The 22564-nt window shown below is 63.3% G+C and carries 25 protein-coding genes; 15 read left to right on the forward strand and 10 right to left on the reverse strand.

What is annotated here, in order from left to right:
* Positions 1-478: 478 nt before the first annotated feature.
* The 4 genes from JQ641_RS01495 to JQ641_RS01510 all read right to left on the reverse strand — a co-directional run bounded on the left by JQ641_RS01495 (position 479) and on the right by JQ641_RS01510 (position 2687).
* Entirely contained in the window at positions 479-886 is a 408-nt protein-coding gene (locus JQ641_RS01495) for an ACT domain-containing protein (protein WP_211994076.1), read from the reverse strand.
* 98 nt (positions 887-984) lie between these two features.
* Entirely contained in the window at positions 985-1518 is a 534-nt protein-coding gene (locus JQ641_RS01500; RefSeq protein ID WP_211994077.1) for a GNAT family N-acetyltransferase, read from the reverse strand.
* A 116-nt stretch (positions 1519-1634) separates the two neighbouring features.
* Entirely contained in the window at positions 1635-2306 is a 672-nt protein-coding gene (locus JQ641_RS01505) for a hypothetical protein (RefSeq protein ID WP_211994078.1), read from the reverse strand.
* Between the two features lie 78 nt (positions 2307-2384).
* Positions 2385-2687 carry a hypothetical protein gene (locus tag JQ641_RS01510; RefSeq protein ID WP_211994079.1) on the reverse strand — a complete coding sequence of 101 codons (303 nt, stop codon included), beginning with the start codon at positions 2685-2687 and terminating at the stop codon, positions 2385-2387.
* A 327-nt stretch (positions 2688-3014) separates the two neighbouring features.
* Here JQ641_RS01510 and JQ641_RS01515 point away from each other — a divergent pair, with 327 nt between their 5' ends.
* From JQ641_RS01515 to JQ641_RS01555, 9 genes are all read left to right on the forward strand, one after another.
* Entirely contained in the window at positions 3015-3527 is a 513-nt protein-coding gene (locus tag JQ641_RS01515) for a CvpA family protein (protein ID WP_211994080.1), read from the forward strand.
* Between the two features lie 122 nt (positions 3528-3649).
* Positions 3650-4432 (forward strand): SDR family oxidoreductase, encoded by a 783-nt coding sequence (locus JQ641_RS01520; RefSeq protein ID WP_192738251.1) that lies wholly within the window; start codon positions 3650-3652, stop codon positions 4430-4432.
* A gap of 25 nt (positions 4433-4457) precedes the next feature.
* Positions 4458-5447: an NADPH:quinone reductase gene (locus tag JQ641_RS01525; RefSeq protein ID WP_211994081.1), complete on the forward strand. Its 990-nt coding sequence runs from the start codon at positions 4458-4460 to the stop codon at positions 5445-5447.
* 195 nt (positions 5448-5642) lie between these two features.
* Positions 5643-6491, forward strand: a complete 849-nt coding sequence (locus tag JQ641_RS01530; protein WP_211994082.1) for an MBL fold metallo-hydrolase — start codon at positions 5643-5645, stop codon at positions 6489-6491.
* A 245-nt stretch (positions 6492-6736) separates the two neighbouring features.
* Positions 6737-7579 (forward strand): fumarylacetoacetate hydrolase family protein, encoded by an 843-nt coding sequence (locus tag JQ641_RS01535; protein ID WP_211994083.1) that lies wholly within the window; start codon positions 6737-6739, stop codon positions 7577-7579.
* Between the two features lie 142 nt (positions 7580-7721).
* Positions 7722-8336: a glutathione S-transferase family protein gene (locus JQ641_RS01540; protein WP_211994084.1), complete on the forward strand. Its 615-nt coding sequence runs from the start codon at positions 7722-7724 to the stop codon at positions 8334-8336.
* Positions 8337-8352: 16 nt separating this feature from the next.
* Complete coding sequence (locus tag JQ641_RS01545) at positions 8353-9540, forward strand: serine hydrolase domain-containing protein (RefSeq protein WP_211994085.1); 1188 nt, start codon at positions 8353-8355, stop codon at positions 9538-9540.
* Complete coding sequence (locus tag JQ641_RS01550) at positions 9537-10406, forward strand: MBL fold metallo-hydrolase (protein ID WP_211994086.1); 870 nt, start codon at positions 9537-9539, stop codon at positions 10404-10406. The genes JQ641_RS01545 and JQ641_RS01550 overlap by 4 nt, the downstream gene beginning before the upstream one ends.
* A complete protein-coding gene (locus JQ641_RS01555) occupies positions 10403-11212 on the forward strand; it encodes an enoyl-CoA hydratase/isomerase family protein (protein ID WP_211994087.1) in 810 nt (269 codons plus the stop codon). Before JQ641_RS01550 ends, JQ641_RS01555 begins: the two co-directional genes overlap by 4 nt.
* A gap of 154 nt (positions 11213-11366) precedes the next feature.
* Here JQ641_RS01555 and JQ641_RS01560 read toward each other — a convergent pair whose 3' ends face one another.
* On the reverse strand, positions 11367-11909 hold the full coding sequence (locus JQ641_RS01560; RefSeq protein WP_211994088.1) for a methylated-DNA--[protein]-cysteine S-methyltransferase: 543 nt from the start codon (positions 11907-11909) through the stop codon (positions 11367-11369).
* A 180-nt stretch (positions 11910-12089) separates the two neighbouring features.
* Here JQ641_RS01560 and JQ641_RS01565 point away from each other — a divergent pair, with 180 nt between their 5' ends.
* Complete coding sequence (locus JQ641_RS01565) at positions 12090-12902, forward strand: alpha/beta fold hydrolase (RefSeq protein WP_211994089.1); 813 nt, start codon at positions 12090-12092, stop codon at positions 12900-12902.
* 4 nt (positions 12903-12906) lie between these two features.
* Positions 12907-13719 carry an alpha/beta fold hydrolase gene (locus JQ641_RS01570; RefSeq protein WP_211994090.1) on the forward strand — a complete coding sequence of 271 codons (813 nt, stop codon included), beginning with the start codon at positions 12907-12909 and terminating at the stop codon, positions 13717-13719.
* Positions 13720-13733: 14 nt separating this feature from the next.
* On the opposite strand, the gene JQ641_RS01575 is transcribed toward JQ641_RS01570, so the two are convergent.
* Entirely contained in the window at positions 13734-15467 is a 1734-nt protein-coding gene (locus tag JQ641_RS01575; RefSeq protein ID WP_211994091.1) for an adenylate/guanylate cyclase domain-containing protein, read from the reverse strand.
* Between the two features lie 184 nt (positions 15468-15651).
* Entirely contained in the window at positions 15652-16107 is a 456-nt protein-coding gene (locus JQ641_RS01580) for a carboxymuconolactone decarboxylase family protein (RefSeq protein WP_211994273.1), read from the reverse strand.
* A 114-nt stretch (positions 16108-16221) separates the two neighbouring features.
* On the opposite strand from JQ641_RS01580, the gene JQ641_RS01585 reads away from it, so the two are divergent.
* The gene (locus JQ641_RS01585; protein WP_211994092.1) at positions 16222-17079 is read left to right on the forward strand and encodes a sigma-70 family RNA polymerase sigma factor; all 858 of its coding nucleotides are present in this window, start codon (positions 16222-16224) and stop codon (positions 17077-17079) included.
* A 53-nt stretch (positions 17080-17132) separates the two neighbouring features.
* Here JQ641_RS01585 and JQ641_RS01590 read toward each other — a convergent pair whose 3' ends face one another.
* On the reverse strand, positions 17133-17507 hold the full coding sequence (locus JQ641_RS01590) for a helix-turn-helix domain-containing protein (protein ID WP_349628479.1): 375 nt from the start codon (positions 17505-17507) through the stop codon (positions 17133-17135).
* Between the two features lie 161 nt (positions 17508-17668).
* On the opposite strand from JQ641_RS01590, the gene JQ641_RS01595 reads away from it, so the two are divergent.
* From JQ641_RS01595 to JQ641_RS01605, 3 genes are all read left to right on the forward strand, one after another.
* Positions 17669-18343 carry a GntR family transcriptional regulator gene (locus JQ641_RS01595; protein WP_211994093.1) on the forward strand — a complete coding sequence of 225 codons (675 nt, stop codon included), beginning with the start codon at positions 17669-17671 and terminating at the stop codon, positions 18341-18343.
* Positions 18344-18486: 143 nt separating this feature from the next.
* The gene (locus JQ641_RS01600) at positions 18487-19287 is read left to right on the forward strand and encodes a phytanoyl-CoA dioxygenase family protein (RefSeq protein WP_192738265.1); all 801 of its coding nucleotides are present in this window, start codon (positions 18487-18489) and stop codon (positions 19285-19287) included.
* A gap of 161 nt (positions 19288-19448) precedes the next feature.
* Complete coding sequence (locus JQ641_RS01605; protein ID WP_211994094.1) at positions 19449-20768, forward strand: NAD(P)H-dependent oxidoreductase; 1320 nt, start codon at positions 19449-19451, stop codon at positions 20766-20768.
* Between the two features lie 8 nt (positions 20769-20776).
* On the opposite strand, the gene JQ641_RS01610 is transcribed toward JQ641_RS01605, so the two are convergent.
* The gene (locus JQ641_RS01610; RefSeq protein WP_211994095.1) at positions 20777-21148 is read right to left on the reverse strand and encodes a VOC family protein; all 372 of its coding nucleotides are present in this window, start codon (positions 21146-21148) and stop codon (positions 20777-20779) included.
* A gap of 69 nt (positions 21149-21217) precedes the next feature.
* The gene (locus JQ641_RS01615; protein WP_211994096.1) at positions 21218-22303 is read right to left on the reverse strand and encodes an NAD-dependent epimerase/dehydratase family protein; all 1086 of its coding nucleotides are present in this window, start codon (positions 22301-22303) and stop codon (positions 21218-21220) included.
* Between the last annotated feature and the right edge of the window lie 261 nt (positions 22304-22564).

Here is a 22564-nt window from a genome sequence, read left to right on the forward strand (position 1 = left end):
TTATGCCGTGATCTCCCCGGAGACGAGTTCTTGGTTGACTCCGTCGCTGCCGGTTCAGCTTGCGCTTAGCCGACGGCTTGACGCCTGCAACGGGCGCCAGGACCACACGGTTTTGCCGTACGCTAAATCCACGCCGTCGTCAGACGTGAACCAGCGTCCATCGCAACCCGTCCAACGTCCGTGACGACGGCCGACGCCCTTCTGAGTAGGACGGGATGGCGATAGATGCGCACTGATTTGGGTCGACCGACAACAGAAATCTTTTTGATTTACAGAAATTTTCTACTTGACACGACTTCCGTAAATCGGAATTGATTTGCCCGTCGGGTTGTTTTGTCGCAGTCGAAGCAACCCCCTCCGTCGTCATTCCGGGGCTCGCGAAGCGAGAACCCGGAATCCATTCGGCGACAGCGCGGGAGGCCTAATGGATTCCGGGCTCGCGCTACGCGCGCCCCGGAATGACAGCGCTACGCCCAACTCACTCCGAACCCGGCCCGGACATCTCTTGTAAAAGACCCAGCGCTTCATCGGCCCTGTGCTCGGGCACGAACAGATGATCGTGGTAATAGGCCGATACCGCATTCACGCTGATGCCGGCTTGTGCGAGCCGGCCGGTGATTGCGGCCAGAAAGCCCACCGCTTCCAGCGAGGAATGCACGGTCAGCGTGATCAGGCGCGATGCGAATTGATACGGCAAACCCGCGCATTCGGCCTCCTCACGCCGCATCACGAGAGTGGTTCCCTCCCGTTCACGGAACAAGTGCACCGGCCTGAGTGCGGCAGGAATCTCCTTGACTGCCGGGATGCTGCAAAACACGAAGACGCCGTCGTGCATTTCCAGCTTCATGTTCCGCAACAATGTTGCAAGATCGCGTTCGCCCGACACAGTTGTTTCCCTTTGAAGAAGCTCCCGTAGGGCGGGTTCGCTTAACCCGCCATCTTGCACGGAGCGATCGGTTAAAGAGGACCCGCCCTGCGCGGCCGTCACTGCAATCCCAGATCTGCCCAGCGATACGAAATGACCAGCTCCCTGGTGCCGCCTGTTTCGATCAATCTTTCGGTCTCTGTTTCCGCTGCCGCGCCCGTGCGCTCGTAAAATGCACGGGCCAGGGCATTTCTGCTCAGTACGGTCGCGGTCATCGCCTTGTAACCATGGCTGGCCGCGTAGTCGGCGCACGCCTCCAGGAGAGCCCTGCCTGCACCCTTCCCTATATAATCAGGATCCAGGTAGATCGCATAAAGCTCCGCGACACCCTTTTCATTGGTTGGTCCGACGTCCGCAAAACCAACCATGACGTCATTGTCAAACGCAGCGAATACGCCGAACGGGTCACCAATGGCCAGATGGCCCCTGCCCTTTTCAATCCAGCGGGAAGCACGGTCTTCGACAGAGAGGCCGTTGAGGTACTCAGCCGTATAGATATCCCGGTAGGTGGACCGGGTGGCCGCGATATGAATCCGGGCAACTTCACCAGCATCATCTGGAGAAGCGCGTCTCACCAAGAAATTCCTGTCCATTTGAAATTCATAGCGAGTAGCCCGCATGAGCGGAAGCGATATGCGGGGAGCTGTAGAAAGATTCCCGGATATCGCTGCGCTCATCCGGGCTACGACGCTGTAGCTCGCTGGGGTTTTTACAGCACGCATCCGCAGCGCGCCGATCGGGCATAGGCCAAAAGCCGGGGATCGGCCCTGGAATGCGCCTCGCAAAAGCGGTCTATGATTTGGGTTACTTTCTCGCTGTAGTCTCGCTGCCAGTGTCCCAGCCCGTGTAGAGCGCTCTCCTGGCAAGCGATCGAGTTGAGATGAAGGATGCGCTCCATGGTACGCAGCGCGCAATCGTGGAGAGTTGGCAGGTCCGGATCATCAGCAAGAGCCAAGCTCGGAAACGCATCCCACCACATATAGCAAACGCAGTTTAGCGTTCCGGCATCGGCTTCGCTTAGGTGAGATAAATTGGGAGCGCACCGTGGCTCGAACAGTTTCGTAAACAGTGCTGCGACAGACTCAACGCAGCGGACACGATTTTTGACCGGCACATCAGTTGAACAAAGCCATCTGTTATCGCCGCTTGCGCTCGTATTCACGAGGTAGGTTAAGCCCTGTGCAATTTGGCTGTCAGCAAATCTCTGTAATGCCGGCTCGGGGTCTTCAAACAGTCGAGTGAGATAGGATACGGCTTCCGTAGGTGGCGGATCCCACCAATCATGGTCCGGATCGAAGTACCAGGGCGCTTGCTGAAAGCGAACTTCGCGACCAAATGCGTGTTCCAGCCAATCATCAAAAGTGAGTTTTTGCAGGCGCATCACGGAAGCCGCGACCAGTATATCAAGAGGCGATAATCTTGTTGCCTCTCATCGTAGAAGCTCTGAAGTCAGATCAGGTCAATCGTTGCCTTCAGCCTTGACCGGCGGCTTCTGCGCGCCCTGAACGCTCTGGCTCAGCGACGCCAGCGCAGTCTTCAGCTCGTCAGAGATGGATGCGATGTCCCTGATGTCTTCGAAGGCCTGAGCGACGCGCTCACTCGCTGATTTCTCGAACGGTTCGAAGCCTTCTGAGATGCGCGTTCCTGCTCCAAGAGCTGTAAAAGCGGCCATAGGCCCGAGCAGGAGGATTGCGGTTCCGACGATACCGATCTTGCGGATGAGAGGGCTTGGCGGTGGCTGCACTAGGCGGTCGTTGGTCATGTCTCCACCTCACGGCGCATAGGCTCGCATCATGCCAATGGTCGCGACCAAACGGTAGATCGGACGCCTACCATTAGGAGGTACTCCCAGGCAGAGGCGCCTTCTTGTCCAACCATCAGAGCGCGCTCAGCACCATGCGCCGGCAACGCGCGAACTCCCACCCCCTGGTAACGCCAGTGACCAGAATGATTTCTTTACGGACGTCGAATAGATCAGACGTGACGACCCCGGAATAAGGCGAGCCCCTTGATACCTACGATTTTAGCGATCGCGAACCCGTTTCATTGACCAGACGGCGGCGCAGGAAACAGACCGCGATATCAACCCATGAACAGTTTCGATGCCGTCGTCTATCTCGCTCTGTCGATTGCCGTGGTCACCGGCTTCAACTCCGGCCTGTTGCGCAGCGCGGTCACGATCCTCGCCTATCTGTTTGCGATGCCGATCGCGGTGGCGACTACCTCGTTGCTGGCTCCGCAACTCGGCGGCAAGCTCGGCTCGCCCCTGATGCAGAATGCGCTGCTGTTCTTCGGAATCTTCCTGATAGCAGGCATGGTGCTCGGAAAGGTGGGGCGCATGGCGCTCGACGACACCGTCGGATCGGCCGGTATCGGCGATCGCCTCGGCGGCGCTGCGCTTGGCGCGGTGCGCGCCGGCCTGGTCGCGATCACGCTGGTGCTGGTTTTCGACCAGCTCGTCCCAAGCGATCGCCAGCCGGCATTCCTGACCGGCTCGCAATTGCGGCCGCTGCTTTCGACGGCCGGGCAAAAGGGCTTCAAGTCGCTGCCGCCTGACGTCACCGCCACCATCGACCGGCTGAAGCGAGAGCAGCGAATTTAGCAGGCAATGGCAGACTGATATGCATTTCGCGCAGCGACGAGCCACTTATCATGGCCGTCGCGATTGGCTACACTGCTCCAATCGAAATCTAGAAAATCACCTGACATAACGGGAGTGAGACAGTGGATCTTGGGATCAAAGGCCGCCGCGCCATCGTATGTGCCTCCAGCAAGGGGTTGGGACGCGCCTGCGCGATGCAACTGGCCAATGAAGGCGTGCACGTCACCTTGACGGCGCGCGGCGCCGAGGCGCTGAAAAAGACCGCCGATGAAATCCGCAAGGCGCATCCCGGCGTCACCGTCACCGAGGTCGCCGGCGACATCACCACGCCGCAGGGGCGCGCGGACGTGCTCAAAGCCTGTCCCGATCCGGACATTTTGATCAACAACGCCGGCGGCCCGCCGCCCGGCGATTTCCGCAACTGGACCCGCGACGACTGGATCAAGGCTGTCGACGCCAACATGCTGACCCCGATCGAACTGATCAAGGCCACCGTGGACGGCATGATGGCGCGCAAGTTCGGCCGCATCGTCAACATCACCTCTGCCGCGGTGAAATCGCCGATCGACATATTGGGCCTTTCCAACGGCGCCCGCGCCGGCCTCACCGGCTTTGTTGCCGGCATCTCGCGCAAGACCGTGATCAACAACGTCACCATCAACGGCCTGCTGCCGGGTCCGTTCGACACCGACCGGCTGCGCGGCACCGCCAAGGGCGAAGCCGAGAAGCGCAAGATCGACGTCGAGCAGGTGCTGGCAGAGCGCGCCAAGCTCAATCCCGCCGGGCGGTTCGGCACCCCCGAGGAATTCGGCGAGGCCTGCGCCTTCCTGTGCAGCGCCAAGGCCGGCTTCATCACCGGGCAGAACATCCTGCTCGACGGTGGTGCGTTCCCGGGCACGCTCTAGTGTCGCCTTCGCAAAGGGGCGCTGGATGAAAGCGGTCTGGTACGAGGGGACGGGCCCCGCGCCCGAGGTGCTGACCTATGGCGAGATGCCGACGCCTGACGCCGGCCCGGGCGAAGTCCGGGTGCGGCTGAAGGCGTCCGGCGTCAATCCCGCCGATGTCGGTCGCCGCGGCGGCAGCTATCGCGCGATGGAGTATCCGCGCGTGATCCCCAACAGCGACGGCGCCGGGATCGTCGATCAAATCGGCGAAGACGTCACGCAATTGAGGGTCGGCCAGCGCGTCTGGCTGTTCAACGGCCAGCGCAACGGCCGCGCCTTCGGCACCGCGGCGGAGTACATCGCGCTCGCCGAGCATCTGGTGACGCCGCTACCGGACAGTCTTTCCTACGCCGCCGGCGCCACGCTCGGAATTCCCGGCATGACGGCGTGGTGCTGCCTGTTCTGCGATGGTCCGATTACGGGAAAAACCGTGCTGGTCACCGGCGGCGCCGGCGCCGTCGGCCACTACGCCGTGCAATTCGCAAAATGGGGCGGCGCAAAAGTGATCGCGACCGTCAGTTCGGAAACGAAGGCCGAACAGGCGCGGCTTGCCGGCGCCGACCTCGTCATCAACTACCGCAATGATGACGTCATCGCCAAAGTGCTGGCCTTCACCGGCGGGCGCGGCGTCGACCGCGTGGTCGACGTCGATTTTGGCGGCAACATCGCCATCACGCTGAAATTGATGGCAATGAATTCGACCATCGCGGTCTACGCCACCAACGGCAATCGCACGCCGCTGGTCCCGATGCGTGATTTTATGGAGAAGTGCATCGCACTCCGCGCGCTGGTGCTGTTCGCACTGCCGCCGCCGCTGCTGGCCGCAGCCCAGGCCGACATCACAAAATGGCTCACGGCGGGCAAGCGCATTCACAACGTGGCCGGGGAGTTTGCGCTCGCGGATACCGCGCAGGCGCATCTCGCGGTGGAAAAGGGCGACAAGCTCGGCACCGTCATTGTCGATTGCGCGCGGTAGCTGACTCCCTCGCCCCGCTCTTCGCGGGGTCGAGACGAGCGAAGCTCGCTCTTAGAGGGTTGGGGTGAGGGGCTCTCTCCACGAACACCTGTGCAAGTTGTTGGACCTGTACCCCCTCACCCGGCGCTACGCGCCGACCTCTCCCCGCAAGCAGGGCGAGGTAAGCAAGAAACGAAACCAAGGAGGAAGCGCCGGATGCACTGGACGATAGGCAAGGTCAAAATCACCAAGGTCGTCGAGCTCGAGACCGTCGGCAGCACCCGATTCATCCTGCCGCTCGCGACCAACGAAGAGATCCAGAAGCTGCCCTGGCTGATCCCGCATTTCGCCAACGAAGAGGGCCGCCTCAAAATGTCGATCCACTCGCTGCTGGTGGAGACGCCGTCGCGGCGGATCATCGTCGACACCGGATTGGGAAACGACAAGCAGGGCCGCAACGTACCGACCTGGAACAACCGCCAGGACCCGTTCCTCGACACATTGACCGCGGCGGGCTTTGCGCCTGACAGCATCGACACGGTGCTGTGCACCCACCTGCATGTCGACCATGTCGGCTGGAACACCAGGCTGGTCGGCGGCCAGTGGGTGCCGACCTTTGCCAATGCCCGCTACGTGTTCGGCAAGGCCGAGTTCGAACACTGGCGCGACCACAGCGACGAGCCGGCACATCTGGCCGTGTTCAATGATTCCGTCAAACCGATCGCGGATGCCGGCAAGGCCGACCTCGTGGCCAGCGACGCCAGGCTTTCGGACGAGATCACCCTGATTCCGACGCCCGGCCACAGCCCCGGCCATATGAGCATCCACATCAAGTCGGACGGCCAGGAGGGGCTGCTCACCGGCGACGTCGCCCATCACCCCTGCCAGATGGCCCATCTCGACTGGTCGTCGACGGCGGATTTCGACCAAAAGCAGTCGGCGGAGACGCGGCGCGAGCTGTTCGGGCGCTTTGCCGACACGCCGACGCTGGTGATCGGCGGGCATTTCAATGCCGGCCACATCAGGCGCGAGGGGGCAACGTTCAAGTTCATCGCGCTGGGGTAGCCCTGGATCGTAGGGTGGGCAAAGGCGCACTCGCGCCGTGCCCACCATCTGCACGGGTGCGTTGGATGGTGGGCACGCGGAGCCTGTCATCGGGCGCGCATTCGCGCGACCCGGTGGCTTTGCCCACCCTACGGATGCCCTACGAATCAAGAGACCTGCAATGCGGGGCGCTTCCGTGGTTGAATTTCCCCGCCCGCTGTTCCATGAAGCATTCCAAGTAAATAAACCCCTGAGGGAGCAGTACAATGAAGCTTGTTCGTTACGGCGCGCTTGGCCAGGAAAAGCCCGGCCTGATCGATAAATCCGGCCAGCTGCGCGATCTTTCCGCGCATGTGAAAGACCTCAACGGCGAGGCCTATGCGCCCGCTTCGCTGGCCAAGCTTGCAGCATTGGACCCCTCAAAACTTCCCGCCGTCGACGGCAAGCCGCGCTTTGGCGCGCCGGTCACCGGCATCTCGAAATTCGTCGCGATCGGCCTCAACTACGTCGATCACGCCAAGGAAACCGGCAATCCGATTCCGCCCGAGCCGATCTTCTTTTTGAAGGCCAACACCTCGCTGAGCGGCCCGAACGATGCGATCGAAAAGCCGCGCGAGTCCAAGAAGCTCGACTGGGAAGTCGAGATCGCCGCCATCATCGGCACCCGTGCCAAATATGTCAGCGAGGCCGACGCGCTCAACCACGTCGCCGGCTACTGCGTTTGCAACGACGTCTCCGAGCGCTACTTCCAGCAGGAACGCGGCGGCCAATGGACCAAGGGCAAGTCGCACGACACGTTCGGCCCGGTCGGCCCGTGGCTGGTGACCAAGGATGAAATCGCCGACGTGCAGAAGCTGTCGATGTGGCTCGACGTCAACGGCAAGCGCTGCCAGACCGGCTCGACCTCGACCATGATCTTCACCATGGCGAAGTGCATCGCCTACGTCTCGACCTTCCTCACGCTGCTGCCCGGCGACATCATCACGACCGGCACACCGCCCGGCGTCGGCGCCGGCATGAAGCCGCCGCAATTCCTCAACGTCGGCGACGTCGTCACCCTCGGTATCGAAGGGCTCGGCGAACAGCGGCAGCAAATCATCGAGGCGTGAGGGGACTCGTGCTTGCTCAGTAGTCGTCATGCCCGGCCTTGTGCCGGGCATCCACGTCTTGACGGTGATCGGCAACAAAGACGTGGATGGCCGGGACAAGCCCGGCCATGACGGAGAAAAGAACTGGTCAGGGAATAACAACATGAAACTCAGCTTCTCTCCCGCCTCGCCATTCGCCCGCAAGGTTCGCATCGCCGCGATCGAGACCGGGCTGATCGACAAGATCGAATTCATTTCGGCGACGGTGGCGCCCGGCACGGCCAACGAGGAATATTCGAAGATCACGCCGCTGAAGAAGCTGCCGGTGCTGATCCTCGATAACGGCGACGTCATCCTGGATTCCTACGTCATCGTCGAATATCTCGACGAGCTTGCCGGCGGCAACAAACTGATCCCGGCCTCCGGCCCGACGCGTTGGCAGGTCAAGACCGATCATGCGCTGCTGCAGGGCATGCTCGATGCCATGCTGCTGTGCCGTTACGAAAAGATGGTGCGGCCGCAGGGGCTGCAATGGCAGGCCTGGTCCGACGACCACTGGAACCGGGCGTGGACCGGCATGGCGCGGTTCGAGAACAAGCCTGACGTACTTTCGCGGCCGTTCGACATCGTGCAGATCGGCCTCGTCTGCGTGCTCGGCTATGCCGATTTCCGCTTCGCCGACTGCGGCTGGCGCAAGGCGTTCCCGAAGCTCGATGCGTTCCATCAGCGCATGCTGGAGCGGCCGTCGGTGAAAATCTCGGTACCGCCGCCGGCGTAATAAGGGAGACGGCAGGATGCGTGAGGGCGGCAGGAGATTGCGGCGCCTCGGCATTGCTGCCGTGCTCCTGCTGTCGGCGTCCGTGGCTGCGCGGGGACAGACCGGCATGACTTGCGGAACCCCTACGGCCCTCGACGATGGATGGGCCATCGCCTCCCCCGAAAGCGTCGGCCTCGATGCCGCGCGGCTCTGCACCATCGCGGCGCGCCTGAAGGAAACGCAGGCCAACGTCCACGCCGTGGTCGTCGTCCGCCACGGCAAGCTGGTGTTCGAACAATATTTCGCCGGCTATGACGAGCCCTGGGGCCAGGGCGGCGGCCAGCACGCGTTCGACGCCACGACGAAGCACGACATGCGCTCGGTATCGAAGAGCGTGATCTCGCTTTTGGTCGGCATCGCGATCGACCGCAAGCTGATTGCGAGCGCGGACGAGCCCGTCGTCAAATTCTATCCGGAATATTCTGACCTGAAATCGCCGGGCTGGGACCAGGTCACGCTCCGCCATCTCCTGACGATGTCATCCGGCATGCAGTGGGACGAGAACCGCCCCTGGAACGATCCGAAGAACGACGAGCCGCATCTCGGCAGCGAGGCCGACCCGATCCGCTACATCCTGTCGAAGCCGATCGCAAAGCCGCCGGACGCGGTGTGGACCTATAATGGCGGCGGGACGGATTTGCTCGGCAACATCCTCGAACGCGTTTCCGGCAAGCCGCTGGAAGCGTTCGCGCGCGAGGTTCTGTTTGCGCCATTGGGAATCACCGACGTGGAATGGATGACCTATGCGAAGAACGGCAAGATCGCCTCCGCCGTCGGTCTTCGCATGCGACCGCGCGATGCCGCCAAGCTCGGCCAGCTCGTACTCAATCGCGGCATGTGGGGCGGGAAGCCGATCGTCTCGCCGGAATGGATCGCGCAATCGGTGCGGCCGCGCTTTCAGGCGATCGGCTATTTCGGCGGACTGTTTTTCTACGGCCAGCAATGGTGGATGGGCCGCTCGATCGCGCAGGAAAAGGAAGTGAAGTGGATTGCCGCGATGGGCCTCGGCGGCCAGCGGATATTCATCGTGCCCGACCGCGATCTTGTGGTGATGACGACATCAGGGCTTTACTGGCATCCGGGCCAAGGCAACGGCGCGCTCGACATGATGGCGAACTACATCCTTCCCGCCGTTCGCGACAGCAAGAACAAGGAAAAGCCATGAGCCTGAAATTCACCGTCGGCGATCTCACCATCCACCGCATCATCGAGCAGGAAACCACCTTCGTGCCGGCGCTGGAGATGCTCCCCAGTCTGACGCCGGAACTGCTGGCGGAAAACCGCGGATGGATGCAGAAGGCCGGCGCACTCGACGCCGAAGACGTGCTGATCCTGTGTTTCCAGTCCTACATCGTGAAGACGCCGCACCACACCATCCTGATCGACAGCTGCATCGGCAACGACAAGCCGCGGCCGCTGCGCCCGAAATGGAACATGAAGACTGACGACACTTATATCAGAGGGCTTGCCGCGGCGGGTTTTGCGGTCGGCGATATCGATTACGTGATGTGCACGCATCTGCATGTCGATCATGTCGGCTGGAACACGCGGCTGGAAAACGGCCGCTGGGTGCCGACTTTCCCGAAAGCGCGTCATATTTTCGGCAAGGCCGAATTTGACTACTGGACCGAGACAAATTCAAAAACACCCGTGCCGCCGTTCGGCGACAGCGTGTTGCCGGTCGTCGAAGCCGGACAAGCCGAGATCGTGCGCGACGATTTTGCGATCGGCGACCATGCGCGCCTGCTGCCGACACCGGGCCATACTCCCGGCCATCTCGCCTTTACTTTCGGCCGCGGCAAGGACGAAGCGGTGTTCTCGGGCGATCTGATGCATTCGCCGCTGCAGACGCGCTATCCGGAAATGTCGGTCAAGTTCGACGTCGACCAGGCGCAGGCGGGCGTCACGCGACGCAGCTTCCTCGAACGCTATTGCGACACCGACACGCTGTGCTGCACCGCGCATTTCCCCTCGCCGTCGGTCGGAAAAATCCGCCGCGCTGGCAACGGGTTTACCTGCGAGGCGATATGAGCGCGGCCCCGGAAACACCTGCCTTCGAGACCCTCGCGCTTGAGCGGGTCGATGACCACGTAACGATCGTGCGGCTGAACCGGCCGGACGCTTCGAACGCGCTCAACACCCAGATGGGCCGCGATCTCGTGCGCTGTTTCGAGGATGTCGCGCTCGACCCCGCCAATCTGCGCTGTATCGTCCTGACCGGATCCGGCGACAAGGCGTTCTGCGCCGGCGGCGACCTCAAAGAGCGCCGCGGCATGACCGACGAGCAATGGACGCGCCAGCACGTGATCTTCGAGCGGATGGTGCGGGCGCTGATCGACTGCCCGGTCCCGATTATCGGCGCCGTCAATGGCGCGGCCTATGGCGGCGGCTGCGAGATCGCAGGTTGTTGCGATTTTCTCTACGCCGCCGAGACCGCACGCTTTGCGCTGACCGAGGTCACGCTCGGCATCATGCCGGGCGGCGGCGGCACGCAGACCCTGCCCCGCGCGGTCGGCGAGCGCCGGGCCAAGGAGCTGATCCTGACCGGCAAACCCTTCACTGCGGCGCAGGCGCACGACTGGGGCCTCGTCAACGAAGTGTTTCCGCAAGCCGATCTATTGCCGGAAGCGCTGGCGACCGCGTCGCACATCGCCCGTAACGCGCCGATCTCGACCCGGCAAGCCAAGCTCGCGATCCACCGCGGCCTGCAATCGTCGCTGCGCGACGGCCTCGCGCTCGAGATCGAGGCCTACAACCGCATGGTCCCGACCGAGGACCGCCGCGAAGGCGTGCTGGCATTCAACGAAAAACGGCCGCCGAACTTCAAGGGCAAATGAATAATTCTTTCGTCATGGCCGGGCATAGCCGTCTGAAGGATGGCGTCGCTTCCGCTCGCCTATGCCCGGCCATCCACGCCTTTCTTCATTTCGAAGCGAAGACGTGGATGCCCGGCACAAGGCCGGGCATGACGGCGGCTGAGAGTGACTAGCCTCAATCGAACAGGTTCGGCGTGTGGTTCACGACCGCGCCTTCGATCGCCAGCATTTTTAGTTTCGTCACCACGCCGCCATTGGCGGAGAAGCCGCCCGGCTTGTTGCCCGCCGCCAGCACGCGGTGGCAGGGCACCACGATCGGACAGGGGTTGCGGCCGAGCGCCTGGCCGACGTCACGCGACAGTTCGACGCCGCCGAGTTTTTTCGCGATGTCGCCATAGGTCATGGTCTGGCCCGGTGGAATGGTGCGCGCGATGTCGTAGACGCCGCGGTTGAATTCGGGCACGCCCTCGAGATCGAGCACGACATCCGCCAGGTCGTTCGGCTTGCCGGCCAGAAGTTCGACAATCCCCTCGATGGCGGCCTGCACCTTCGCTGGCGGCTGCGCCTCATCGATGTCGCCATGGCGTTGCTGCAGGCGGGTGCGGGTTTTCTTCTCGTCGCCCATCGGCAGTTGCACCGACACAATGCCGCGCTCGCCCCACACGATGCCGCAGCGGCCGATCGGGGTGTCGAATATCGCAAATTGCTGTTCGGTCATGATCTCGCTCCAGATCCTCTCGCTCCGATAGCTCGAGCTTGATGCTGGTCCCAAATCTAGGCTTGGAGAATGTTGCTATCCACCCGAATTCCGGCGAAACTTGACGGCATAAACAACTTCCGATGATGTGGGATATTCACCGCGCCGTTCAATGGCCCCGCCCCGCACACCGAGCCCCTTATGCAAACCCTCCCCGTCAACGGCTTCGACATGGCCTATCTCGAGGCCGGTGAGGGCCCGCCGCTGGTCTGCGTGCACGGCTCGCTGTGCGACTTCCGGATCTGGTCGTCGGTGATGGGGCTGCTGTCGAAAGAACACCGCGTGATCGCGCCGTCGCTGCGTCATTTCTTCCCGGATCATTGGGACGGCGTCGGCGATACCTATTCGATCGCGCAGCATGTCGACGACGTGATCGGCTTCATCGAAAAACTCGGCATCGGACCGGTCGATCTGATGGGCCACTCCCGCGGCGGGCACATCACGTTTCGCGTCGCGCAGCGCCGGCCGGACCTGCTGCGAAAACTGATCCTGGCCGAGCCCGGCGGCGAACTCGACGCCTCGCTCGATCCCGCCTACAAGCCGGGCCCCTCGCCGATCGCCACCCGCATCGCGGCCTCCGCGGAAGTCATCGCCAAGGGGGATATCGATGGCGGGCTTGCCATCTTCATCGACGCGCTGGAAGGCCCGGGAGCCTGGAAGCGGCTGCCGGCGACGCCAAAGCAATTGCTGCGCGACAACGCCACCACGCTGATCGGCCAGATGCGTGACTCCCGTCCGCCGTTCTCCAAGGCGGATGCCGAAGCGATCAAGACGCCGACGCTGTTCATCGGCGGCGCCAACACCAAGGGTGCGATTCCGCTGGTGCTGCGCGCGCTCGCCGCGAACGTGAAGGGCTCACGCACCGAGATGATCCCCCGCACCACGCATCCGATGTTCGAACAGGCGCCGCAGAAATATTGCGAGATCGTGCTCGCGTTCCTGGCAGAGGCTTGATCCCATGCAAACGCTTGCCGTCAACGGCTACGACATCGCCTATCTCGACGTCGGCAAGGGCCCACCGCTGGTCTGCGTCCACGGCACGCTCGGCGATTTCCGCACCTGGTATCCGGTGCTCGGGCCGCTGTCGAAAAAACACCGCGTCATCTCGCTCAGCCTGCGGCACTTTTTCCCCGAGCACTGGGACGGCGTCGGCAACGACTATCTGATGGCGCAGCATGTCGACGACGCGATCGGCTTCATCGAGCAACTGAACCTCGGCCCCGTCGACCTAATGGGCCATTCCCGCGGCGGGCACATCGCCTTTCGCGTCGCCGAGCAGCGGCCGGATCTATTGCGCAAGCTGGTGCTCGCCGAGCCCGGCGGCGACCTCGACGCCACGCTCAGTTCAGCCGGTGCGGGCCCGGGTTCGTCGGCGATTGCGGCGCGGATTCCGGCCGCGGTGGAGAAAGTAAAAGCCGGCGATATCGACGGCGCGCTCGACCTGATCGTCGACATGATCGATGGCGAGGGCACCTGGAAACGTCTGCCGGCCGCGCCCAAACAGCAGCTCCGCGACAACGCCTATACCCTGATCGGCCAGGTCGGCGAGAAGCGCCGGCCGTTTTCACGCAGCGATGCGGAATCGATTGGGATGCCGACCTTGCTGATCGGCGGCGGCGACACGCAGGGCTCGCTGGCCCAGATCTGGCGCGTGCTGGCACAGCATATTCCCGGCGCCAAAACCGCTGTGATCCCCGGCGCCCGCCACTGGATCTTCGATTCTGCGCCGCAGGAATATTCCGAGGCCGTGATCGAGTTCCTGGCGGCGTGAGCGCTGCCGGGCGATCACTTTTCATCGAGACGCCATGCGCCGTCCCAATCGGCGGCAGGCGGGTTGGCCTGAAACTCGCCGATGCGTTTGATGAATACCTTGGACGGACCGTCGCCGGGGACCGCTTCGAGCCCGGCGCTGAAGGCGTGGCGCGCGTCGTCCCAACGGCGCTCGCGATAGGCGGCGAGCCCCTTCGAATAGCTGTCCAGCAGCGACACCTGCTCCGGCGTGAGTTCGTCCTCGCGCCCGATGATCTCGAACACCGTCTCCGGCTGGCTCTGGCCGACCACGACCAGGCGGTCGATCTCGCGAAACGCCAATCCGTCACCGGCTGCGGCGATGGTCGGCGCCGAGACGAGGCAATGGCTGCCATAGGCCTTGTTGGCGCCCTCCAGCCGCGACGCCAGATTCACCGCGTCGCCCATCACAGTGTAGCTCATCATGAATTCCGAACCGATGCTGCCGACCAGCACCTCGCCGGTCGCAACGCCGATACGGACGTCGCAGTCGCTCGGCACCGTGCGCACGCCGAGCAATTCGGGAAGCTCCGTCCGCAACGCCGTCCCGCGGCGGGCCATGTCTATTGCAGCGAGGCAGGCAAGCCGCGCCTGCTCGCCGTCTTCGTTGAACGGAGGCCCCCAATAGGCCATGATCGCGTCGCCGATATATTTATCGATGATGCCGTGATGGGTGCGGATCGGCCCCGACATCGTCGACAGATAATGGTTCATCACCTTGACCAGCCCCTGCGGCGTCATGCCCGTGCTGAGGCTGGTGAATCCCTTCATGTCGCAGAACAGCACCGTCATCACGCGTCGCTCGCCGTCGGTTGCGGTCTGCGCCTGCCGGTCGATCAACCCGGCGACGACGCGCGGGTCGATATAGCGGCCGAAAGTCTCGCGCATCTTCTCCTTGTGGCGCAACTGTTCGACCATGTTGTTGAACGCGGACGTGAGCTGGCCGATCTCGTCGCGCGTGGTGACGTCGATCGATCCATCGAGACGGCCGGCCTCGACGGCGCGGGTGCCCTCCAGCAACCGCCGCACCGGCCGGGTAATCCCGGTGCTGATGAAGATCGCGAACATCAATCCCAGTATGGCTGCAAGTCCGGTCAGGATTGCGGAGATCACGATCGTCTTTTGCTGGTCGCGCATCGTCACCACGGCATCGCTGCGAACTTGCGTCAGCATGTCCTTCCTGATGTCCTCGACCTTCTGATTGAACTCGTCGCGCAGCTGATCGGCACGCGCCACAATCGCCTGGGCCTCGGTGAATTTGCGCGCCTCCAGCAGCGGCAGCAGGCGCAGATATTCCTCACGCATGTAGCGGCGGAGATCACCGTTGGCATTTTCGATGCGAGTGTCGATCCGGCCGAGTCCGGCGTTGTCGGAAGCCGTGGAGGTATCTTCGATGATAGCGTTGATCAGCTTGCGCGCGGCCTTCGCCTCCTCGTCAATCTCCTGTCCTTTCGCCTCATAGATCTTCTGCCGTTCGGCCAAGCCGGCCTCGTCCGGCGGCGTCTGCATCCTGGCGATCACCATGCGGCGAAGCGCCAGCGCCTGCTCCAGCGAGCGGACATTCATCCGCGCAAGGTGCCCATAGGCCTCGACATATTTTGTGCTGAGCTCGTCGAGCTGATGGGCGACCTTTCGCGTCATCACCGTCGACAGCACCGATGTGATCGCCATCAGGACGATCAGCCCGACCGCAATGGCAAGGATTCGTTTGCGGATCGACGGTCGCAACATGGCTTGGGGCTCTGACATAGCGGGCGGACCGGAATGGATGGCGGAGACAAACGAAAAAGCCTGGCCGATCGGGATCGGCCAAGCTTGTTCTTTAGCTCGCGCAGGTAAATTAAGCACGAGCCCGCGCACTGGAATTGAGGCCAATGTCCCGGGATTCCGGGCCAGCCCCCCTCGTAACCGCCCCTCAGACCTTCCAGAGGCCCACCGGCTGGCGCACCGCGACGTTGAGCCTGTTCCAGACATTGATGTTGGCGATCGCCAGGACCAGCGCGGCAAGCTCCGCTTCGTCGAACTGCTTGTCGGCCTCATTCCAGATCGCATCCGGCACCGGGTCGGCGCGGTCGCTGATGCGGGTCAGCGCTTCCGTCAGCGCCAATGCGGCCCGCTCGGCTTCCGTGAAGTAAGGCGTGTCGTGCCAGGCCGCGACCGCGAACAGCCGCTCATCGGTTTCGCCGGCTTTCCTGGCGATCTTGGGGTGCATGTCGACGCAGACGCTGCAGCCGTTGATCTGGCTGGCGCGCAGATGCACCAGTTCGAGCAGCTTTTCCGGCAAGCTGTTCTTGGTCAGTTCGCCGAGCGCGTGCAGCGCTTTCATGGCGTCGGGAACGACCATGACGGGGTGGTTCATTCGAGCCTGCATCATTTCTCTCTCCATTCGTGGTTCGGTTTTGACGTGACCGCGCCGATTTGCTGTCACATCGGTGGGGTTTCGTTCGTCATAGCCATGACGAGAAGCGACATGGGAATGTGACCGATGGACGAGAAAAAGTTTCTGGCCGAGAAGTTCGAGGCCAACCGGGCCCATCTGAGGGCGGTGGCCTATCGCATGCTGGGATCAACCGCCGAGGTCGACGATGCCGTGCAGGAGACCTGGTTGCGCTTGAGCCGCACCGATAGCGGTGCGGTCGAAAACCTCGGCGGCTGGCTGACCACGGTGATCGCCCGCGTCTGCCTCGACATGCTGCGGTCACGCAAATCGCGGCGCGAGGAACCGATGGGCCCGGATGTGCCGGAACCCATCGCCAACGACGAACACGAGCGCGATGCTGACATGGCCGATTCCGTCGGCGCGGCGCTGCTCGTGGTGCTGGAGACGCTGGCGCCGCCCGAACGGCTGGCCTTCGTGCTGCACGACATGTTCGCCGTTCCCTTTGAGGAGATCGCGCCGATCGTCGGCCGCACGCCCGCCGCAGCGAGGCAACTCGCCAGCCGCGCCCGCCGCCGGGTGCAGGGCACCCCGCCCGCTCCGGACGCCGATTTCAGCCGCCAGAAACAGATCGTCGATGCGTTCCTGGCAGCCTCGCGCGGCGGTGACTTCGAAGGGCTGCTCGCGGTGCTGGATCCTGACGTGGTGTTCCGTGCCGACCAGGCCGCGCAGCGGCTGGGTTCGCTGCCGGAAATCCGCGGCGCTGCGGCGGTTGCCGAAACCTTCAAGGGCCGCGCCCAGGCCGCCAAGCCTGCGCTGGTTGACGGTGCGCTGGGGGTCGCCGTCGTCCTCGGCGGTGAAATGCGCATCGTGCTGCGGCTGACCATCAGCGGCGAGCGGATATCGGCGGTGGACGCGGTGGCCGACGCGGAAGCGATCGGCACGTTTGACGTGGAGGTGCTCTAAGTCCGAGCGTAACTACCTGCCGGAAGGAGCGGTTCGGACCTGCGCCGCCCCTTCTACGCTATTCCTTCTGCCAGTAACCGGCGCATGACCTCCGGGTCACGTTCAATTGCCAACAACAGTGCCCGGGCCGGTGCATCCGGCGTGCTTCGACGCTGCTCCCAATCGCGCAGCGTGGTGATCGGAAGATGGAAGGCCTCAGCAAATTGCATCTGCGTCATGCCGAGGCGTTGTCGAAGCACCTTTACACGCGACACCCTGCGCATCCCGGACAGTTGCGCTGGCGTGAGCGGCTGGGCGTCGGGATCGGACAGCGCAGCGGCCACGACTTCCTCATCGGTCACGGCATCGAGTCGCGCCCAATCGGTATCGCTCCGAGGTGATGTGCTACCAGGCTTCGTGGTCACCCGCGTAGTATCGGTCTTGTTCATGTCGTGTGGCCTTTCGGGCCATTTACCCCGTTCGTATCACACACAGGCGCGGCAGTACCGGATACCGGTAGTTTCTTAAACAGCTGCTTCCTTGACGGGTACCCTGCGTAGCGCTATACACTCCGAATACGGAATTCCGTATTCTATCTTGGACATCCGGCATGATCCCGTTAGATCCGCTCCCCAACCTGATCGACCAGGTCTATGCCCGGATCCTCGAGGCTATCATCGATCGCACGCTGCCGCCGGGGCAGCGCATCACCCAGAACGAGCTGGCCGAGAAGCTTGGCGTATCGCGCCAGCCGGTTTCCCACGCGCTGCATCTGCTGCACCGGCAGGGCCTGGTGGCCGAGAGCGGCCGCCGCGGCTTTGAGGTCACCGAGCTCGATCCGGCGCGTATCCGCCAGCTCTACGAGGTCCGCGGAGCCATCGACGCCCTGGCGGCACGGCTTGCCGCCGGACGCGTGAAAAACGACACGGCCGGGCGCGCGGCGCTGGAAGCGGCACTGCAGGCCGGCCGGACCATCGGCGAGGACACCCCGCTGGCGCGGCTGATTGCGCTCGACGTCGACTTCCACAGCGCGATCTACCGCCTCGCGGGGAACCCTGCGATCGAGGAAATGATCGCGCCGCAATGGCCGCATATGCGCCGCTCGATGGCCACCGTGCTGGCCGAACTCGATTACCGCGACAGCGCCTGGAGCGAACACGAGGCGATCGCCACACAGATTCTGGCCGGCGATGCCAAGGGCGCGGAGGCTGCGGCTTTGGCGCATGCGCAGACGGCGGGACGGATGACCGAGGAAAGGCTGAAGGCGACGAGCAAGGCGGCGTAGCAGCAACGCCGTCGTTCCGGGGCGATGCGAAGCATCGAACCACAGATGCGCAATTGCGCATCGGGGAACCTCGAGATTCCGGGTTCGCGCGTTGCGCGCCCCGGAATGACAGATAGAGAGAAAAGCAAAAAGGGAGAGAAGACATGAAACTCACGCAAGAGCAGATCGACTATTTCAACCGCGAAGGCTGGCTGTTCCTGCCCGAGCTGTTCAGCCCCGAGGAAGTGGCCTATCTCGCGCGCGAGGCCGTGAGCATCTACGACGCCAACCGCCCCGAGGTATGGCGCGAGAAGAGCGGCGCGCCGCGCACCGCCTTTGCCGCGCATCTCTACAACGAGGCATTCGGCGCATTGGGTGCGCATCCGCGCATGATCGACCCGATCGAGCAGATCTTCGGCGAAAAACTCTACATGCACCAGTTCAAGATCAACGCCAAAGCCGCCTTCACCGGCGACGTCTGGCAATGGCACCAGGACTACGGCACCTGGAAGCGCGACGACGGCATGCCGGAGCCGCGCGCGATGAACATCGCGATCTTCCTCGACGAGGTGATGCCGATCAACGGCCCCCTGATGCTGGTGCCGAAGAGTCAGACCGCCGGCGACCTCAAGGCCTCGCACGATCTCGAAACCACCTCCTATCCGCTGTGGACGCTGGACGAGGCCACGGTGACGAGGCTGGTGCAGGAAGGCGGCATCGTCGCGCCGACCGGCAAGGCCGGCGGCATGCTGATGTTCCACGGCAATCTGGTGCACGGTTCGGCCGGCAACATCACGCCCTATCCGCGCAAGATCGTCTATTTGACGCTGAATGCGGTCTCCAACTACATCCGCACCCCGACGCGGCCGGAATATATCGCGCACCGCGATTTCACGCCGATCCAGACCGTGGATGACGACGCGCTGTTGCGGCTCGCGCGTGCGCATCGCCAGGCGGCGGAGTAGCTTAAGCTCATCATAGTTTCGTCATGCCCGGCCTTGTGCCGGGCATCCACGTCTTAGCACTTTAACCACCAGCAAGACGTGGATGGCCGGGACAAGCCCGGCCATGACGAGACATCAAATCCGCGGCTCCTCGTCGCCTACACAATTGTTCGGACACCGCCATGAACCTCCACCACCTCCTCCAGGCCCGCCATGCGGCGGGTAAACCGGTTCGTGTCGCGCTGATCGGCGCCGGCAAGTTCGGCTCGATGTTCCTGGCGCAGGTGCCGCACACGCCGGGACTTGAAGTGCCGCTGATTATCGATCTCGACCGCGACCGCGCGCGCGAGGCGTGCCGAACCGTCGGCTGGGACCAGGAGCGGATCGCACGGACCGCCTTCACCGATGACGGCCTGCGCGCGATCGCCGGCGGGGCAATGGATGTCGTGGTGGAAGCGACCGGCAATCCGGCCGTCGGCATCCGGCATGCCCGCGCGGCGATTGCAGCCGGCAAGCATGTCGTGATGGTCAATGTCGAGGCCGATGTGCTGGCAGGTCCGCTGCTGGCGGAGGAAGCCCGCAAGGCCGGCGTGGTCTATTCGCTGGCCTATGGCGATCAGCCGGCGCTCACATCAGAGATGGTGGACTGGGCGCGCGCCACGGGATTCCGCGTCGTCGCCGCCGGCAAGGGTACAAAGTATCTGCCGGCCTATCATGACGTGACGCCGGAAGGCGTCTGGGGCCATTACGGGCTGACAGCCGACGAGGCGCAATCGGCGGGCATGAACCCGCAGATGTTCAACTCGTTTCTCGACGGCACCAAATCCGCGATCGAGATGGCGGCAATCGCCAATGCGTGCCAGCTCGACGTGCCCAGCGACGGCCTAAAGTTTCCGCCCTGCGGCGTCGACGACCTGCCGCATGTGATGCGGCCGCGCGACAAAGGCGGCGTGCTCGAGAAATCCGGCGTGGTGGAAGTGGTGTCGTCGCTGGAGCGCGACGGCAGGACGGTGTTTCGCGATCTGCGCTGGGGCGTCTACGTCGTGCTGGAAGCGCCGAACGATTACGCGGCGGATTGTTTCAAGCAATACGGGCTGAAGACCGACGCCTCGGGCAGGTTTGCCGCGATGTACAAGCCCTATCATCTGATCGGGCTTGAGCTGAACATCTCGATCCTGTCGGCGGCGCTGCGGGGCGAGCCGACCGGACAGCCGCATGGTTTTCGCGGCGATGTCGCGGCGGTCGCAAAACGCGACCTTCGCGCCGGCGAAATGCTCGACGGCGAAGGCGGCTACACGGTGTGGGGTAAATTGATGCCGGCGGCCGCCAGCCTCAAGGCCGGCGCGCTGCCGATTGGTCTGGCCCATCGCGTCAAGCTGAAGAACAACGTCGCCCACGGCGCCGTGGTGCGCTGGAGCGATGTCGAGGTCGACGAAGCCAACGACACCATCAAGACGCGCAAGGCGATGGAAGCAAAGTTTGCGGCGACGGGCAACGCGTAACGATCAGGTCACGTCTGCTTCCGGCGACAAACCGCCTCGATGTTGTGGCCGTCGGGATCGAGCACGAACGCGCCGTAGTAATCTTCGTGATAATTCGGGCGCAGCCCCGGTTGCCCGTTGTCGCGTCCCCCGGCTGCGAGCGCGGCCTGGTGAAACCGGTCCACGGTTTCCCTGTCGTGGGCCGCAAACGCGACATGGCTGCCGGTTTGCGAAGCGTTTTTCTCGCCGATCCAGAAGAATGCCTTGCGGTCGGCCCCATAGCCGGCGGCGGTTGGACCTTCAGCGTACAAGCGCTCGATGCCGAGCGGACGAAGCGCCTGATCATAGAATTTCCTTGACCGCTCGATATCGCTGACGCCCAGCGAGACGTGATCCAGCATTGCAGCCTCCCGATTATCTCGACGATTCATGACGGCATTTGGCGCAGATCGGCGCAGCCTCCGAATTTGCTACGGCAGCAAGTGGCTCGATCGCGCCAGGCCGAACCATTTCCGGAACATCGCCTCGGTATCCATCATCTCCGTAAAACCGGCCTGGTTGATCTTCACGGTCGAGACGATCGAGGGCGGGCCCGACTGGCTGTGGCCAAAGCGCATGCTGTAGTCGGCATACTGGAATGACAGGCCGACAAATTCTTCAAGGCCGGGCGAAATCAGATTGTGCTTGCGCCGCAGCTCGTCCCACGGCGCGATCCATTTGGGATATTCCTGCGCCAGCGACAGCGGCACGGCATTGCCCGGCTTCATCTCGAGCGCGTCTGCAATCGCCGGCCAGACATTCTCCCAGGTGAAGACATCGCCATTGGTGACGTTGAAGGCTTCGTTGCGCGCGGCGGCCGCCTCGCCGGCCCAGGCGATCGCGCGCGCCAAAAGATCGACGTCGACCGCTTGCGACACCCGCGCGGCACCGCCGGGATAGTCGAGCGGACGGCCTTGCTCGCGCAACATGGCGGCATAGACGCCGAGTGGCGGGATCAGGTCCATCGCGCCGCCGATCGTCTCACCGACGATCAGGACGGGACGCAGAATGCTCCAGTGCCAGGCCTTGCCCTGCTGCAGCTCGCGCAGGAAATTCTCCTGCGCCCAGTAGAAATTCGGCTGCTCGTACATTTCCGAGCGGCCTTCGCGCGCCGGCACGGTGAGCGGGCGGACGTGGACGCCATACGCCTTGGTGCCTTGCAGAAGCGCGACATGCCGAAGCTGCGGCGCGACCGGTTCGAGCGCGGCCATCAGATTGCGCAGCATCACATCGTTGGTGCGGATCTGATCCTGATCGCGCCAGCCGTCGACCAGATTGGGCGCTTCATAGAGCGCGGCGTAGACAAGATGGGTGGCGCCCTGCAATTCGGTTGCGGCGCGCCGGCACTGCACGGGATCGGTGAGGTCGATCTGCACGTGCCTGGCGCCATGGAGCTCGCGCGGCCTGCGCCGCGACAGCGCCAGAACGTCGCATCCCCCGGCGGCGCCGAAGTGCCGCAATGCGGCATTTCCCACCAATCCCGTGGCGCCCGCGACCACGACCTTCTTTTCTGCCATTTCCGGCTCCAGCGGCGATTACCGGCCTTCCTATCAGACCAACGCCGGTCGCGTCAGTTTACGCCTTAGCCTTTCGTCGTGTGAAGGCGGGCATGTGAAGGCTCGGCCATTGCGTAAACTTATTGCAGCTGTTCGCAGCTGCGGCCGGACCAGAACCCTTGATTATCGCCCCCCGATTGGTCATCCTGCCCTACGGGTTTGAAAGGATTGATCTCAATCACCAATCGAACGTCGGCCATCGTCGGACAGAAACGACAAAAC

Source organism: Bradyrhizobium sp. JYMT SZCCT0180, from assembly GCF_018130165.1.
Lineage (GTDB): Bacteria > Pseudomonadota > Alphaproteobacteria > Rhizobiales > Xanthobacteraceae > Bradyrhizobium.

What these genes read in the sequence shown, in the direction of transcription:
- JQ641_RS01595 (WP_211994093.1), top strand. Translation starts at nt 17,669, where the DNA reads ATGATCCCGTTAGATCCGCTCCCCAACCTGATCGACCAGGTCTATGCC.
- JQ641_RS01510 (WP_211994079.1), bottom strand. Translation starts at nt 2,687, where the DNA reads ATGACCAACGACCGCCTAGTGCAGCCACCGCCAAGCCCTCTCATCCGC.
- JQ641_RS01545 (WP_211994085.1), top strand. Translation starts at nt 8,353, where the DNA reads ATGCGTGAGGGCGGCAGGAGATTGCGGCGCCTCGGCATTGCTGCCGTG.
- JQ641_RS01555 (WP_211994087.1), top strand. Translation starts at nt 10,403, where the DNA reads ATGAGCGCGGCCCCGGAAACACCTGCCTTCGAGACCCTCGCGCTTGAG.
- JQ641_RS01550 (WP_211994086.1), top strand. Translation starts at nt 9,537, where the DNA reads ATGAGCCTGAAATTCACCGTCGGCGATCTCACCATCCACCGCATCATC.
- JQ641_RS01615 (WP_211994096.1), bottom strand. Translation starts at nt 22,303, where the DNA reads ATGGCAGAAAAGAAGGTCGTGGTCGCGGGCGCCACGGGATTGGTGGGA.
- JQ641_RS01525 (WP_211994081.1), top strand. Translation starts at nt 4,458, where the DNA reads ATGAAAGCGGTCTGGTACGAGGGGACGGGCCCCGCGCCCGAGGTGCTG.
- JQ641_RS01580 (WP_211994273.1), bottom strand. Translation starts at nt 16,107, where the DNA reads ATGCAGGCTCGAATGAACCACCCCGTCATGGTCGTTCCCGACGCCATG.
- JQ641_RS01500 (WP_211994077.1), bottom strand. Translation starts at nt 1,518, where the DNA reads ATGGACAGGAATTTCTTGGTGAGACGCGCTTCTCCAGATGATGCTGGT.
- JQ641_RS01585 (WP_211994092.1), top strand. Translation starts at nt 16,222, where the DNA reads ATGGACGAGAAAAAGTTTCTGGCCGAGAAGTTCGAGGCCAACCGGGCC.
- JQ641_RS01505 (WP_211994078.1), bottom strand. Translation starts at nt 2,306, where the DNA reads ATGCGCCTGCAAAAACTCACTTTTGATGATTGGCTGGAACACGCATTT.
- JQ641_RS01535 (WP_211994083.1), top strand. Translation starts at nt 6,737, where the DNA reads ATGAAGCTTGTTCGTTACGGCGCGCTTGGCCAGGAAAAGCCCGGCCTG.
- JQ641_RS01540 (WP_211994084.1), top strand. Translation starts at nt 7,722, where the DNA reads ATGAAACTCAGCTTCTCTCCCGCCTCGCCATTCGCCCGCAAGGTTCGC.
- JQ641_RS01515 (WP_211994080.1), top strand. Translation starts at nt 3,015, where the DNA reads ATGAACAGTTTCGATGCCGTCGTCTATCTCGCTCTGTCGATTGCCGTG.
- JQ641_RS01575 (WP_211994091.1), bottom strand. Translation starts at nt 15,467, where the DNA reads ATGTTGCGACCGTCGATCCGCAAACGAATCCTTGCCATTGCGGTCGGG.
- JQ641_RS01560 (WP_211994088.1), bottom strand. Translation starts at nt 11,909, where the DNA reads ATGACCGAACAGCAATTTGCGATATTCGACACCCCGATCGGCCGCTGC.
- JQ641_RS01610 (WP_211994095.1), bottom strand. Translation starts at nt 21,148, where the DNA reads ATGCTGGATCACGTCTCGCTGGGCGTCAGCGATATCGAGCGGTCAAGG.
- JQ641_RS01530 (WP_211994082.1), top strand. Translation starts at nt 5,643, where the DNA reads ATGCACTGGACGATAGGCAAGGTCAAAATCACCAAGGTCGTCGAGCTC.
- JQ641_RS01565 (WP_211994089.1), top strand. Translation starts at nt 12,090, where the DNA reads ATGCAAACCCTCCCCGTCAACGGCTTCGACATGGCCTATCTCGAGGCC.
- JQ641_RS01605 (WP_211994094.1), top strand. Translation starts at nt 19,449, where the DNA reads ATGAACCTCCACCACCTCCTCCAGGCCCGCCATGCGGCGGGTAAACCG.
- JQ641_RS01570 (WP_211994090.1), top strand. Translation starts at nt 12,907, where the DNA reads ATGCAAACGCTTGCCGTCAACGGCTACGACATCGCCTATCTCGACGTC.
- JQ641_RS01590 (WP_349628479.1), bottom strand. Translation starts at nt 17,507, where the DNA reads ATGAACAAGACCGATACTACGCGGGTGACCACGAAGCCTGGTAGCACA.
- JQ641_RS01600 (WP_192738265.1), top strand. Translation starts at nt 18,487, where the DNA reads ATGAAACTCACGCAAGAGCAGATCGACTATTTCAACCGCGAAGGCTGG.